Source organism: Deltaproteobacteria bacterium (assembly GCA_016183175.1).
Classification (GTDB): Bacteria; UBA10199; UBA10199; order UBA10199; family SBBF01; genus JACPFC01.
Window position 1 is genome coordinate 1 of sequence record JACPFC010000093.1, and the last position, 13,959, is coordinate 13,959.

13 protein-coding genes are annotated in these 13,959 nt (G+C 53.7%); 12 read left to right on the plus strand and 1 reads right to left on the minus strand.

Features of this window, described 5'->3' with window-relative positions:
* The 8 genes from HYU99_09295 to HYU99_09330 all read left to right on the plus strand — a co-directional run.
* Positions 1-447, plus strand: a 447-nt coding sequence (locus HYU99_09295; GenBank protein ID MBI2340539.1) for a threonine--tRNA ligase, incomplete at its 5' end; no start/stop codon positions are given.
* Positions 448-573: 126 nt separating this feature from the next.
* Positions 574-1,113 (plus strand): translation initiation factor IF-3, encoded by a 540-nt coding sequence (locus HYU99_09300; protein MBI2340540.1) that lies wholly within the window; start codon positions 574-576, stop codon positions 1,111-1,113.
* Positions 1,114-1,221: 108 nt separating this feature from the next.
* Positions 1,222-1,419, plus strand: a complete 198-nt coding sequence (rpmI, locus tag HYU99_09305) for a 50S ribosomal protein L35 (GenBank protein ID MBI2340541.1) — start codon at positions 1,222-1,224, stop codon at positions 1,417-1,419.
* Positions 1,420-1,575: 156 nt separating this feature from the next.
* Positions 1,576-1,932 (plus strand): 50S ribosomal protein L20, encoded by a 357-nt coding sequence (rplT, locus tag HYU99_09310; GenBank protein ID MBI2340542.1) that lies wholly within the window; start codon positions 1,576-1,578, stop codon positions 1,930-1,932.
* Positions 1,933-1,937: 5 nt separating this feature from the next.
* Complete coding sequence (gene pheS, locus HYU99_09315) at positions 1,938-3,059, plus strand: phenylalanine--tRNA ligase subunit alpha (protein MBI2340543.1); 1,122 nt, start codon at positions 1,938-1,940, stop codon at positions 3,057-3,059.
* Positions 3,059-5,434: a phenylalanine--tRNA ligase subunit beta gene (locus HYU99_09320; protein MBI2340544.1), complete on the plus strand. Its 2,376-nt coding sequence runs from the start codon at positions 3,059-3,061 to the stop codon at positions 5,432-5,434. Before pheS ends, HYU99_09320 begins: the two co-directional genes overlap by 1 nt.
* 96 nt (positions 5,435-5,530) lie before the next feature.
* Positions 5,531-5,806 carry an integration host factor subunit alpha gene (locus HYU99_09325; protein ID MBI2340545.1) on the plus strand — a complete coding sequence of 92 codons (276 nt, stop codon included), beginning with the start codon at positions 5,531-5,533 and terminating at the stop codon, positions 5,804-5,806.
* Complete coding sequence (locus HYU99_09330) at positions 5,803-6,189, plus strand: MerR family transcriptional regulator (protein MBI2340546.1); 387 nt, start codon at positions 5,803-5,805, stop codon at positions 6,187-6,189. The genes HYU99_09325 and HYU99_09330 overlap by 4 nt, the downstream gene beginning before the upstream one ends.
* On the opposite strand, the gene HYU99_09335 is transcribed toward HYU99_09330, so the two are convergent.
* Positions 6,190-7,149 carry a homoserine kinase gene (locus HYU99_09335; GenBank protein MBI2340547.1) on the minus strand — a complete coding sequence of 320 codons (960 nt, stop codon included), beginning with the start codon at positions 7,147-7,149 and terminating at the stop codon, positions 6,190-6,192.
* Positions 7,150-7,215: 66 nt separating this feature from the next.
* On the opposite strand from HYU99_09335, the gene mutS reads away from it, so the two are divergent.
* From mutS to HYU99_09355, 4 genes are all read left to right on the plus strand, one after another.
* A complete protein-coding gene (gene mutS / locus HYU99_09340) occupies positions 7,216-9,789 on the plus strand; it encodes a DNA mismatch repair protein MutS (protein ID MBI2340548.1) in 2,574 nt (857 codons plus the stop codon).
* 35 nt (positions 9,790-9,824) lie between these two features.
* Entirely contained in the window at positions 9,825-12,635 is a 2,811-nt protein-coding gene (locus HYU99_09345) for an HD domain-containing protein (GenBank protein ID MBI2340549.1), read from the plus strand.
* Positions 12,636-12,638: 3 nt separating this feature from the next.
* On the plus strand, positions 12,639-12,875 hold the full coding sequence (locus HYU99_09350; protein ID MBI2340550.1) for a hypothetical protein: 237 nt from the start codon (positions 12,639-12,641) through the stop codon (positions 12,873-12,875).
* 70 nt (positions 12,876-12,945) lie between these two features.
* On the plus strand, positions 12,946-13,959 hold a 1,014-nt coding region (locus HYU99_09355), incomplete at its 3' end, for a M20/M25/M40 family metallo-hydrolase (GenBank protein MBI2340551.1).

Sequence of the window (13,959 nt, forward strand, 5' to 3'; positions counted from 1 at the left end):
ATGCCCGAACGGTTCGATCTGGAATATGTCGGTCCCGACGGAAGGGCTTTAAGGCCGGTCATGCTTCACCGGGCCATCCTTGGCTCCATCGAACGTTTTTACGCGATCCTTCTCGAACATTGCGGCGGCGCCTTTCCGCTCTGGCTGGCCCCCATCCAGGTGGTGGTCATTCCGATTACCAACTTGCAGAATGACTACGCCGTTCAGATTAAAAACCGCCTTTTGGAGGCGGGAATCCGGACGGAAACGGACGACCGGAACGAAAAACTGGGGTTGAAGATTCGTGAGAATCAGCTTAAAAAGGTCCCTTACATGGCGGTTATCGGCGCCCGCGAGGCCTCCGACGGAAAGTTGAGCGTCCGGCGCCGGTCGAAGGGGGATCTCGGGTTAATGACCGTTGAAACATTTTTAGCGCTTGTAAATAAGGAGATTAAAGACAAGCAGTGAGTCAAAATGTCAAATGTCAAAGTTCAAAGGAATGTCAAATTTCAAATGTCAAATTTTGACATTGTAGTTTTGGCATTTCTTTGACATTTGAACTTTGGGCTTTGAACTTTAGAAAAGGAGGCAACTATTCGTCCACCATTCAGACGTCCATTTCCGCAGAAGCAAAGGGGCCCGCGGATCAACCACATGATCCGGGGTCCGCAGGTGCGGTTGATCGGTTCGGACGGCAGGCAGTTGGGGATTTTTGCCGTCGACGGCGCCGTGAAGATGGCCCAGGAAGAGGGGCTCGATCTGGTTGAAATTTCCCCTGCGGCCTCTCCTCCCGTCTGCAAGGTCATGGATTACGGGAAGTACAAATACCAGCAACAGAAAAAACAGCACGACAGCAAAAAACACCAGACGGTGGTGCATCTAAAGGAGGTCAAAATCCGTCCCAATATCGACGAGCACGATCTGGCGGTCAAGATCCGCCATGTCCGGCGGTTTCTGGAAAACAAGGACAAGGCAAAAATCACCGTCCAGTTCCGGGGGCGGGAGATGCAACACATCGACAGAGGGCGCGAGGTCATGGAGAAGGTGGTCAAGGAAATAGTGGATGTGGGGGAGCCGGAAAAGGCGGCGAAGATGGAGGGGAGGAATTTGATGGCTGTGTTGACGCCGAAATAAGGGTTCCCAAGCCGCGCCGCCAGTGGCGGATGAAGCGGCTTGGGAGCTTATGCTGATGATGAGAATGAGGTAATTAATCAACTGTCTTGATGGATGGGAGTGAAAAAAATGCCAAAACTAAAAACAAACAGCGGGGCCGCAAAGCGGTTCAAGGCCACCAAAAACAAAAAATTCAAGTACAGCAAGGCGAAAAGGCGCCATCTGCTCGAATGGAAGTCGGCCGGCAAGAGCCGGCATATGCGAAAATCGACGTATGTGCATGATGCCGACTGGCACAAAGTGAGGCAGATGATGCCGTACGCCTGACAGGCTGTCGATAAAGTCCCATCTGCCGCGTTGCCCTCCCTTGGCGCTCCCTGCGGCGTACATCTCTAGTACGCCTCGGTCGGCCTCGGTCGGGCGCCTTGCATCTGGAACTTTCTCAACAGCCTTGAGAAGTTAACCGTTAGAAGAAAGGGAAATATGTCACGTGCAACAAATACGGCGGCTTCAAGAAGACGCCGGAAGAAGATTCTCAAAGAGGCCGGGGGGTACCGCGGAGGGCAGTCAAAACTGTTCCGCACCGCCGCCGAACGGGTCGCCCGGGCGCTTCAATACGCCTACCGCGACCGCCGGGTAAAAAAGAGGGATTTTCGCTCCCTCTGGATCACCCGTATTGGCATTGCCTCCAAATTGCAGGGTTTGAGTTATTCCCGGCTTATCGCCGGGCTTAAAAAGGCCAATATTGCCGTGGACCGGAAGGTCTTGGCCGATTTGGCGGTGAGGGCGCCGCAGGCGTTTGCGGATGTGGTTGCAAAGGCGAAGGCGTCGTTAGCTTGAAAGAAATCCTCCTCAAAAAACTTGACGATCTCAAAAAAGAGGCCGTTGCCTCCTTTGGCGGCGTCCGTTCGGAGGAGGAACTCTATGCGCTCAAAGTCCGCTATCTCGGAAAAAAGGGGCTGTTGACCGACATCCTCAAGGACCTGGGGAGGACGGGGGCCGAGGAGCGCCCCGTCATCGGCGCCAGGGCCAATGAGTTGAAAGGGGAGCTCGAAGAGACCTACGAGCGGCAAAGTTTTCTGCTTAAAAGCCTCAAGGTTCAGGAGGCGCTGGAATCCGAAAAAATCGATGTCACTCTGCCGGGGATCCCGGTCAACCGAGGCAGAATTCATCCGATCAGCCGGGTCCTCTCCGAGATGAAGGAAATCTTTAGCGGGATGGGTTTCGACATCTGCGAGGGCCCCGAGATTGAAACCGATTTTTACAACTTTGAGGCCCTGAATATTCCCGCCGATCACCCTGCCCGCGACATGCAGGATACATTTTACCTACAGAATGTGGATCATGGATCAGATTCCTCTGAACCTAGGTACTTGGGCACGCAGGCGCCCAGGCACTCAGGCACAGGCCTTCTCCTTCGCACGCACACCTCGCCGGTGCAGGTGCGGGTGATGCAAAAACAAAAACCCCCCATCCAGATGGTGGCGCCGGGGGCGGTCTACCGGCGCGACGCCGATATCACCCATTCCCCCATGTTCCATCAGATTGAAGGGTTGATGGTCGATCGCCACATCACCATGGCCCACCTCAAGGGGGTCCTGGAGGTTTTTTTGGGAAAAATTTTTCAGCCGGGAATCAGGATAAAATTTCGTCCGAGCTTTTTTCCCTTCACCGAACCGTCGGCCGAAGTCGATATCCAGTGCGTCATCTGCCATGGCGTAGGGGCGCACCGCCGTGCGCCCTTCCCGGATGAGCCCTGCCGGATTTGCAGAGGGAGCGGATGGCTCGAAATCATGGGATGCGGGATGGTCGATCCGGCGGTCTTCAGGTTTGTGAAGATCGACCCGAAAATCTACACCGGCTTTGCCTTCGGCATCGGCATTGAACGGGTGGCTATGTTGAAGTACGGCATCAATGACATTCGGTTGTTTTACGAAAATGATGTAAGATTTTTGGAACAGTTTTAATGAAAATCAGTTGCCGATGGCTCAAAGAATTTCTTCCGGCGCTTAAAGCGTCTCCGCGCACAATCGCCGACCGTCTCACCAATACCGGCCTCGAAGTGGAAGCCGTTGAGGAACGGGGAGGCGGACTTGAGAAGGTGGTTGTCGGAGAGGTGGTCAAAGTGGATCGCCACCCCAATGCCGATCGTCTTTCTCTCTGTGCCGTCACCGACGGCAAAAAAACCCATTCCGTCGTTTGCGGGGCTCCCAATGTCACCGTCAATAAAAAATATCCGCTGGCCTTGATCGGCGCGCGCCTTCCCAACGGTATGGAAATCAAACAGGCGAAGATCCGCGGCGTCGATTCGGAAGGCATGCTCTGCTCGGCCAAAGAGCTTGGCCTTAAGGGAGATGCATCAGGCCTTCTTACGTTGGACGATGAGGCCCCTGCAGGGAAATCGTTTGTTGTTTATTACGGCTTGAACGATACCATTCTCGATGTGGCTGTTCCTCCAAATCGTGGCGATCTTCTTTCCCACAGGGGGATGGCCCGCGAGGTATCGGCGATTTTTTTCCTTCCATTTAAAGATTTAAAAAGTCCTGTTTTAAAGGGAGGTTACCCAATAGGAGATTATGTATCGGTTAAGGTGGAAGATTCGGCCGGGTGTCCCCGCTATTGTGCGCGGGTTGTCCGCGGCGTGCGCATTGCTCCCTCTCCCCGCCGGCTTCAAACACGGCTTGAACTTTTGGGGGTAAGACCGGTCAATAACGTGGTTGATGCCGCCAATTATGTCATGCTGGAAACGGGGCATCCGCTTCATGCCTTTGACCACCGGTTTATTCGGGGGGGGGTCTTAAAAATCCGGAAGGCAGGAGAGTCGCAGACTTTTGAAACGCTCGATCATGAAAACAGAAGCCTCTTAAAAGATGATCTCCTGATCGCCGATTCGGAAGGCCCGGTGGCTCTGGCGGGGATCATGGGGGGAAAAATGAGCGAGGTCCGTGAAGATACCGAAACGCTTGTGCTGGAAGCGGCCTCTTTTCACCCCGGCAGAATCCGTTCCACCGCCCGGAGGCTTGGCATTCAGTCCGAATCGTCCTATCGCTTCGAGCGGGGAGTCAATCCTGAAACGGTTTCTTTGGCCATCGACCGATTAACCGAACTGATCATTAGCCTTGCCGGCGGGGAGGCGAGCGGAGATCGAATCGATATTTATCCGAAGAGGGTCAAGGCAACAAGGTTGGCGCTCCATCAGGCGGAGATCGAACGGACATTGGGAATTTCCATCAGACAGGCCGAGGTCAAAAAAATCCTGGGCCGTCTTGGATTGGCCCCTTCCGCGGTCAAAGGGGGATTCAAAGTGGGGGCCCCCTCGTTTCGCCAGGATTTAACCCGTGAGATCGACCTGATTGAGGAGCTGGTCCGCTTCACCGGCTACGATAAAATCCCGTCGGACCTGCCGCGAATTGCCGTCCGGTCGCCCCGACAGTCGCCTGCGTCGGCGGTGGAAAGCGAGGTCCGGGCTTTTTTTTCCGCCCACGGATTTTTTGAGACCATTCATTACGGTTTTTGCGACCGGCAGGAATTGGAGAAGGCGCGGTATGAAGGGCCGACGGTCTCTTTGAGCAATCCTTTGAGTCAGGAATTATCAGAGCTATGTCCGACCCTTTTGCCGGCGCTTCTTGGCACGTACCGGAAAAACCGGCTGAAGGTCTCGGGTCCCCTGAAATTTTTCGAGATTCGCCCCATCTTTTTGCCCCCTTCAGTCGAAATCAGACGGCTGACTGCCATTTACGGGGGGGCGGCCGGACCCAAAAACTGGCAGGGGTTGAATCGCGCGATGGATTTTTTTGACGGCAAGGGGATTCTTGAGGCCTTGATGGCCGAAGGGAAGATCAATCCGGTTGATTTCCGGACGGCGGAAAAAAATGAATTTCATCCCGGCCAGTCTGTTGAAATTCTGACCGGCGAGACTTGTTTGGGTTTTTTTGGCAAGGTGCATCCGGAGATTCTCCGCAGGTATGAAATTGACGACGCGGTTTACGCCTTTGACCTCGACGGCGCCGGGCTGGCGGGTCTGTGGCGCAAAACGACGCCTGCCTTCAGGCCTTTGAGCCCCTATCCGACGGTTACCCGCGATCTCGCCCTTGTCATGGACCGGTCGCTGTCGCATGACGCCATTTTGCGGGTAATTCAGGAGGCCAAAGTCCCTGCCTTGAAAGAGGTTTTTCTCTTTGACGTCTATGAGGGGGAAAAACTCCCGGCGGGAAAAAAGAGCCTCGCCTTTTCCCTGGTCTACGAAAACCCGGAGAGGACCCTGACCGACAAGGAGGTCAACGACGCCCATTTTGCCCTGGTGGATGTACTGGCCCAAAAGCTGGGAGTCGTTTTAAGGTGATGAAAATAAAAGTTTTATTTCTTTTTTGAATCGTGTAATATCCGGCCATTCAACCAAATCAAGGAGGGGGCTATGGCAGAAGCAGAGGCGGGGACGATGACCAAGGCGGAGATCGTGGAATCGGTCTACGAAAAACTCGGTTTTTCCAAAAAAGAGTCGGCCGACATCGTGGAGTTGGTGTTCGACACGATGAAGGAGACGCTGGAAAAGGGGCAGAAGATTAAAATCTCCGGCTTCGGCAATTTCGTGGTTCGGCACAAGCGCCCCCGAATCGGCAGAAACCCGCAAACGGGGCAGGAAATTGAAATTTCAGAAAGGCGGGTTCTTACCTTTCGGCCGTCGCAGATTTTAAAGATGGCGTTGAATAAGTGAATCACATCCCCGACAAACTCTACTTCAAGATCGGCGAGGTGGCCGAATTGGCCGGTGTTGCGCCGTACGTGCTCCGCTACTGGGAGACGGAATTTTCCGAAATTTCACCGCTTAAATCCCGCACCAATCAGAGGCTCTACAAAAAGAGGGACGTGGAGACGATTCTCAAGATCAAAAATCTCCTCTACGAAGAGAAATTCACCATCAACGGCGCCCGCAAGCGCCTCCGGCAAGACAGCCGGCGAAAAGGGGGGGAAGAGGCGACGGGGCCGCAGTTGGGCCTGAATCTTGACTTGCCCGACCCCTCTGCCTATGGCTTTATACCGTTCAAAAAAGAACTCCTTCGCTTGATGAAAGAGATGGAGAGAAGCTTGGAGGAGTAGTTAAAGCGCCCTGACCAATTCCGGCATCTCGGAAAACCGCCGCAGATATTCCCGATAGTCCTTGAACGGTCTGGCCAAAACCTTCCCTTCCTTGAGTTCAAAGTCCCGCAGACGGGTCAGCAAGAATCGCACGGCTGACTGATATAGATAATATTCAAACCATCTTTTTTTTCTTGTCGACAGTTTTCGGACTGATCGATAGCCTTCCAACAATCGGCGACATTTTTCGATAGAGAAATTTTTTTCGTCGTGACAGCAGGCATGGAGCGTCACGGCGATGTCGAAAAGACAGGAGCCGTATCCGGCCGCCTCATAGTCCAGAATCCCTTCCAAACGATCGCGGACAAAGAGGAGATTTTCCGGAAAGAGATCGGCGTGGATCAGGCCGCAGGGGACCCCTTTCGGTTCGTTTTTTTTAAGCCACGTCATCCACTGACCGGTTTCCAGAGCCACCGCCGGATGTTTTTTTTGAAGGTGGGGGAGAATTTCCCGGTAAACCCTTTCCATACCGGTGAAATTAAAGCGGTGAGGAGGGATACGGCAATTCTTTGTGGCCCGATGGAGTTCAGCCAAGGCGCGGCCGATTCGATACAGGTGTTTTCCCTTGAGGCGGTGATGAAAGTACGAGGCGCCGTTGATCTTTTCAAAAAGCAGAACATATTTTTTGCCGAAAGGGATGGTGCGTTTTCCATTTTTTGCCTTAAGGGGGAGCGTTGTCTTAAAGGAGAGCCTTTTTTTAATCCGCTCCAGCAGACTAAAAACGCGGAGTTCGTTTTTAAGCCGTTTTAAGTCCGCCACTTCGTCCACGCGCAGAAAATACGATTTTTTCGGATAGGTCAGCTCGTAGAAAGTATTGACCGTTCCCTCCAGAACGCCGCGGATTTTTCGGGGGGCCGGAAGGCCGAAGGAGGCCGCAAGTTTCCTGATCTGTTGCCGGGTGAGCCGAGTGTAGAGAGCCATCGTTTTACACTTTGAACTTTAAATTTTAAGCTTTAATTTGTAAACCGATTCTTTATTATGCCACCCATGTCCACACAGACCCCCCTCATGCGGCAATATCTGGAGACGAAGGAAAAATACAGGGACGCCATCCTTTTTTTCAGGCTTGGCGATTTTTATGAGATGTTTTTTGATGATGCCGAGCGGGTTTCCAAGATGCTCAATCTGACGTTGACCTCGCGGAACAAGTCGTCTGCCGAGTCGGTGCCGCTTTGCGGCGTGCCGCATCATTCGGCCCAGACCTACATCAACCGGCTGATTTCGATGGGGCACAAGGTGGCCCTCTGCGAGCAGATGGAGGACCCCAAAAAGGCCAAAGGGATCGTGAAGCGGGAGGTCGTACAGGTAATCACCCCCGGTGTGATGCTCGATCCGGAGGGCTTGGACGGCAAGAACCCCAACTACCTCGCCTCTGTTTGTCATCGTCAGGGGCGATGGGGGCTGGCGCTGGCCGATGTCTCCACCGGCCTGTTTCAAATGACCGAATTGGCGGACGAGTCCAAATTATCCGATGAATTGAACCGTCTTGAACCGAGGGAGATCCTTCTGCCTGTGGAAGAGAAAAACCGCCCGTGGGCCGAAAGGCTCCGGAAAAATTTTCCCGCAGTCCTCTTCAATGCCATGCCCGGCTGGCATTTCGACCCCGACTTTGGGCGCGATTTGTATCAATCCTATTACAAGGCTTCTCTCGCCGGTCTGGGAATCGACTCCTTAAACGGGGCTTATCCGGCCGGGGGGGCGCTTCTTTCGTATCTCTCCGAGATGAAGCTTTTAAAAGAGGGGTTGCTTTCCCGGCCGCGCATTTATTTTTCCGCCGATTCGATGGCAATCGATGACAATGCCAAACGGAATCTTGAGCTGGTAACAACGCTTGCGGAGGGGAAGCGCCACGGCTCGCTCTTCTGGCTGATCGACCGCGCCAAAACCGTCATGGGGAGCCGCCAACTCAAAAACTGGCTCCTCTCTCCTTTAATCGAAAGCAAAAAAATCGAAGAAAGACTTTCCGTCGTCTCCGAACTGAAGGAGAATTCCGGCTTGTTGAGCGAACTGGAAAATGAATTTTCAAAAATTGCCGATCTTGAGCGGCTGGAAAACCGGATTGTGGCGGGGCAGGCCAACGCCCGCGATCTGATCGCCCTTTGCGCGTCGCTTGAGCGGGTGGACGCGATCAAAAACACGCTTTCGGGATGCGGATCCCCCTTGTTGTGCGAATCGCGGGACAAACTCGACTCCTTAAACGAATTAACCGACGAAATCGGCCGGACCCTTTGCGACGATCCGCCGCCGGCCCTTAAAGAGGGGGGGATCATCCGCGAAGGGGTGAATGCGGAGCTGGATGAATTGCGTTCAATCGAAAAAAATGGAAAATATTTTATCAGCACGATGGAGGCGCGGGAGCGCGAGGCAACCGGGATTTCGTCCCTCAAAATCCGGTATAATCAGGTTTTTGGCTATGCCATTGAGATCACCCACACCCACAAGGATAAAATCCCCCAACACTATATCCGTAAGCAGACCCTCACCCAGGCGGAGCGGTACATCACGCCGGAACTCAAGGAATATGAAGAAAAAGTCCTAAGGGCCTCCGAGCGGATTTGCGAATTGGAGTACGAGATATTTCAACAATTAAGAGAGAAGGCCGCGGGATTTTCCGTCCGGATCAAAAAGACCGCGGAGACGATTTCAACGCTCGACGCGCTGATGTCGCTGGCGCGTGTCGCGCTTGAATATCGCTATGTCCGTCCGGAGATTGTCGATGAACCGGCGCTTGAAATAAAAAAGGGGAGGCACCCATTGGTCGAGGCGCTCTATCGGGAAGAGCCGTTCGTGCCGAACGATCTTTTGCTGAATACCTCCGATCAACGCCTGCTGATCATTACAGGCCCCAACATGGCGGGCAAATCGACTGTCATGCGGCAGACGGCGCTGATTGTCATCATGGCGCAGATGGGGGGCTTTGTGCCGGCCGAGAGCGCCATGATCGGGATTGTCGACCAGATCTTCACCCGCGTGGGGGCCTCCGATCGCCTGCAAAAGGGGCACTCGACATTCATGGTGGAGATGATCGAAACGGCAAATATTCTGGCCCATGCAACGGAGAAGAGCCTCGTGGTCTTGGACGAGATCGGCCGGGGAACTTCCACCTTCGACGGATTGAGCATCGCCTGGGCCGTTGCCGAAACGCTCCACGACAAAATCGCCTGCCGGACCCTCTTCGCCACGCACTATCACGAGTTGACCGATCTGGCGGAAGAGAAAGAGGGGATTCGGAATTTCCACATGGCGGTGAAGGAATGGAATGGAGAGATTCTCTTTTTACGCGAACTAAAAGAGGGGGGAACAAACCGGAGCTACGGTGTTTTTGTCGCCGCCATGGCGGGTCTGCCGCCGGAGACGATCTCCCGCGCCCGCGAGATTCTGAAGCTTCTGGAGGAAAAAGACCTCCAATTCAAATCGGCCGCGCAGAAAGAATCCCCGCAAATGACGCTGTTCGAACCCAGGCCCCATCCGGTTGTCGAGGAACTTAAAAAAGTGGATATTAACGCCCTGACCCCGCTGGAGGCCTTGAATGTTCTTGCCCGCCTGAAAACATCGTATTGAGTAAACGGAGAAGGGGTGTTAATAATCAGGATGGAATGCTCATCCAAACCCTCGACGAAATCAAATGCATCCGTCTTTCCCCCGAGGATTATTCCCGCTTTGTTCCTGCGTTAACCGTCGATAACAGCCCGGTCGCCGAGACCGCAAAGGCCTATCTTTTAGCCTGTGACGAAACGATCAAAAAACTCCACCACGAAAACTACCATGCAGAAAATATCATCGAAATCCGAAGCCGGATGATCGATCAACTTCTGACGGTGCTTTTTAATCATTTTGAGCAGGAGGTGATCCTGGAGCTTCAGCACAGCGGGAGGCGGGCCATTCTGATTGCCCAGGGGGGGTACGGCCGTCAGGAGATGAACGTCTACTCGGACATCGATCTCCTCTTTTTATACCCTTCAAAAAAAGGGGCCTACATCGAAAACCTGACCGAGAAGATTCTCTATCTCCTCTGGGATCTGGGGCTGGAGGTCGGCTATGCCACGCGGACCGTTTCCGAATGCAAAAAACTGATGATGCAGGATGCCACGATCATGACCGCCATTCTCGATGCCCGTCCTCTTTGCGGCGATGCGGCGCTCTGGGAGGAGTTCCAAAAAGAGGTCCGGTCGGCGCTTGCGTCGTCTTCCGTGCAGGGCAAATTAATCCGGATGAAACTCAAGGAGCAATCAGTGCGGATCGAAAAATTCGGGAGGTCTGTTTTTGTGCTGGAGCCCAACATCCGCGATTCGGCCGGGGGCTTAAGGGATATTCATCTGATCCGCTGGATCGCCAAAATTCAGGGAAGGGAAGGGGGCTTTGACGGCCTGCGGGACTTGGGATTCATCTTGGAAGACGAATTGAAGAGCCTCATGACCGCCCGCAGTTTCTTTCTCCGTGTGCGGAATGAACTCCATTTTCTGGTGGGGAAAAAGGTCGATCTTTTGACCTTCCACCGTCAGGAGAAAATTGCCGGAAATATGGGTTTTGCCGAACCGGAAGCCACCAAGTGGCTGGACACCAGGTGGGACCAAAGGCCCCCCCTTTGGGGGCAAGCTCCGGCGGCATCGGACGGCATTCCGGGGGTGGAAAAATTCATGCAGGCCTATTACCGGCTCGCCTACCAGATTCACCTCATTTCGGGCACGGTTATCCGGCGGCTGACCTACCGGAAAAGGGGTTTGGGCGAAATCTTCCGCAGACTGAAGGTCAGGAATATCGATGAATATTTCCGGATCGTGGATGACCAGATCGCGGCGGTATCAAAGGACCTGTTCGAGGCGCATCCCGACGCCTTCATGAGGATTTTTCATCATGTTCAAACGATGGGTCTTGCCGTTCATTCGGAGACAAAAGACATCATCCGCGCCTCGCTTTCGCGGGTGGATGAGCGGTTCCGGAGGGATCCAGAAAATTGCCGCCTTTTCCGCGGGATGATGAACGACTATCGCAATCTGGGGCAGATGCTTTTCGCCATGCACGAGGTCCATTTTCTGGATGAATGGCTCCCGGAATTCAAAAAGCTCCGGTGCCGCGTCCAGCACGACATCTATCACATCTACACCATCGACGCCCATTCGATCTTTGCCGTCAACGAGCTCTCCCGGCTTTTCTGTGGGGCGTATGCCGGTTCGTTTGAACTTTTCTCCCGGGTCTTAAAAGAGGTCTCAAGGCCGGAACTTTTGACGATGGGTCTCTTCTATCACGACATCGGCAAAGGGGAGGGGGGAAATCATTCCCTGAAGGGGGCCGAAATGGCCAGGCGGGCGACGAAAAGGCTTGGGTTTTCACCGGAGGAGCAAAATATCGTGGAATTTTTGGTCATCTCCCATCTGATGATGCCGCACCTCTCGCAGAGACGCGATCTGGAAGACCAGAGCATGATCATTGAATTTGCGCGGTCGATGGGGAGTGTCGATCATTTGAACATGCTTTTGCTTTTAACCTGGGCCGATATCCGCGCAGTGGGGCCCGATGCCTGGACCGACTGGAAAGGGACCCTTCTCGAAAGACTTTATCTAAAGACGCGCGAGGTGATCGAGCGCGGAGATTTTTCGAAGGAAAAGACCCTGGCCCGGGTCGAACGGGTCCGAGAGACCCTCCTTCAAAAACTGGGGCCAAAATATCCGGGGGAAGATTTTCAAAAATTTCTGTCCACTCTGCCGTTCAGGTATTTTTTTGCCGTGAACGAGGGGGAGGTGGAGAGGCATTTTCAGCTGGTGGAAAAGGCTTTGGCGGGCCCGGTTTTCTGCGAGTTTCGGTGCCTGGAGGGGGAGAAGATGCATGAGATTTTCATCCACACCGTCAATGCCCCGCAGGTTTTTTCGCTGGTCACCGGCGTGATGGCGGGCTTTGCCGTCAATATTTACGGCGCCGAGGTTTTTCAAAAAACGGACGGTTCTCTTATTTTGCTTTTAAAGATCACCGATGCCGGGGGCGTTCCCATTCAGCGGCCCGAAAAATTCGAGGCGATCCGGCAAAGCCTGACCGAGGTCCTGATGGGGAGCTGTCGGGTGGACGATCTGATTGCCCGCCGCCAGCTCCCGGAATATCTGATGAAACAGCCGGTGCAGAAAGCGGAAAGCAAAGTGGCGATCGACAACGATGTTTCGGCCTATTACACCGTCATCGACGTTTATGCCCACGACCGCCTGGGTCTTCTCTACGACATCACACGGACCTTGAACCGGCTTGGGTGTTATGTTGAGGTCTCCAAAATTTCAACGAAGGTGGAGCAGGTGACCGATTCGTTTTACGTGAAGGACATTTTCGGCAAGAAGATTATTTCGAAGGAAAAACTGCGCGAAATCAGGCGGGCGCTTCAGGAAGTGGTGGAAGTGAAAATCGACAAGCCGGCAGAGGCTTAAAAAATGCTCCTCTCTTTCTTCATCATCATCCTTGTTTTGGGTTTTCTGTTTCTTGGCTTTTATTTCTATCGCGACCGCAAATACCTCAAGAGACCGGCGCGTGAGGGCTTAAGTCCCGAGCTGAAGAAAGAGATCGAGACGGAGCGCGAAGACTTCAAGCGCCGCAAGGAGCGCTTTGAAAAAGCCCTTTCAAGAGCACAAACCAAATCCCGAACCCCCCTTCTGCGTAAGGGAAGATGAATGGGTGGCATGCAACACCCGGCATTCCCTTTGTTTGATTCATCCACCGCTTCGCGGTACACTGGAAAATATGTCGTCCCTTCTTTCACTTGCCAGGCGAATCATTGCCATCAATTCAACCGCTCCGGCCGGGACCCTTTTTTTGGCGCGGTTTGTGGGAGGTGAATTGAGGCGCCTCGGTTTTTCGGTTACTCTTGAAAAACGCCGGATAGGGGGGATCAATCAGGCCAATCTCATTGCCCGGATCGGACCTGCCGGAAAAAAAGCGCTTCTCATCAATACGCATCTGGATACCGTTGTCACCGACCCAAGGCGATGGACAAAAACGGGAGGGAATCCTTTCCGGGCCGTGGTGAGCGGTGTTTTTCTTTATGGCCTGGGGACCGCCGATACCAAGGCGGCGCTGGCTGCCCAGATTGCGGCCCTCGAAGGGCTCGATCTGAAAAAACTCCGGCGATCCCTCTGCCTCACCGGTACGTTTGGCGAGGAGACGGGGATGGCGGGGGTCAGGAAATTGATCGGGTCACGGCGGTTAAGCAGGATTCGATATGCACTCAATACCGAGCCGACGGAGTTACAGCCGGTAGTGGGGAATTACGGGTTTAGAGTGTATCGGGTTGAGATCGAAGGAATAGGGGAAAAAATGAGAGGAGAGGGGAAGAGTCATGAAGTTTATTTCAAGGGAAAAGCGGCGCACAGCGCCAAACCGTGGCTGGGGAGGAATGCCATTGTCGATTGTCTGAAATGGATCAAGCGAATGGAGGACAAAGTGACTGTCGTTGAAATGGAAGGGGGGCTGGAGGCCAATATTGTGGCGCCGTTTTGTCGGGTGAAAGTTGTACGTGTGCCCCCTCTTCCCTGCCCCTCCCCCTCGAGGGGGGAGGGAATAAGGGAGGGGGTGATGAGAGGGGACTTTGCCGGTGTTGCCGAATGTCTCCTCAAGTTTCTGTCGCGTAGCGGCAAAGAAGGACAGACCCATAACATTGGCGCGATCCGTTTCAAAGACAGCCGGTTGACGGTAAAGATCGACCATCGATTTCCTGCGGGCAAAAATCCCGATTTGCGGTTAAAATACTTGAAGGAG

What these genes read in the sequence shown, in the direction of transcription:
- rpmI (MBI2340541.1), top strand. Translation starts at nt 1,222, where the DNA reads ATGCCAAAACTAAAAACAAACAGCGGGGCCGCAAAGCGGTTCAAGGCC.
- rplT (MBI2340542.1), top strand. Translation starts at nt 1,576, where the DNA reads ATGTCACGTGCAACAAATACGGCGGCTTCAAGAAGACGCCGGAAGAAG.
- HYU99_09320 (MBI2340544.1), top strand. Translation starts at nt 3,059, where the DNA reads ATGAAAATCAGTTGCCGATGGCTCAAAGAATTTCTTCCGGCGCTTAAA.
- HYU99_09325 (MBI2340545.1), top strand. Translation starts at nt 5,531, where the DNA reads ATGACCAAGGCGGAGATCGTGGAATCGGTCTACGAAAAACTCGGTTTT.
- HYU99_09335 (MBI2340547.1), bottom strand. Translation starts at nt 7,149, where the DNA reads ATGGCTCTCTACACTCGGCTCACCCGGCAACAGATCAGGAAACTTGCG.
- mutS (MBI2340548.1), top strand. Translation starts at nt 7,216, where the DNA reads ATGTCCACACAGACCCCCCTCATGCGGCAATATCTGGAGACGAAGGAA.
- HYU99_09345 (MBI2340549.1), top strand. Translation starts at nt 9,825, where the DNA reads ATGCTCATCCAAACCCTCGACGAAATCAAATGCATCCGTCTTTCCCCC.
- HYU99_09350 (MBI2340550.1), top strand. Translation starts at nt 12,639, where the DNA reads ATGCTCCTCTCTTTCTTCATCATCATCCTTGTTTTGGGTTTTCTGTTT.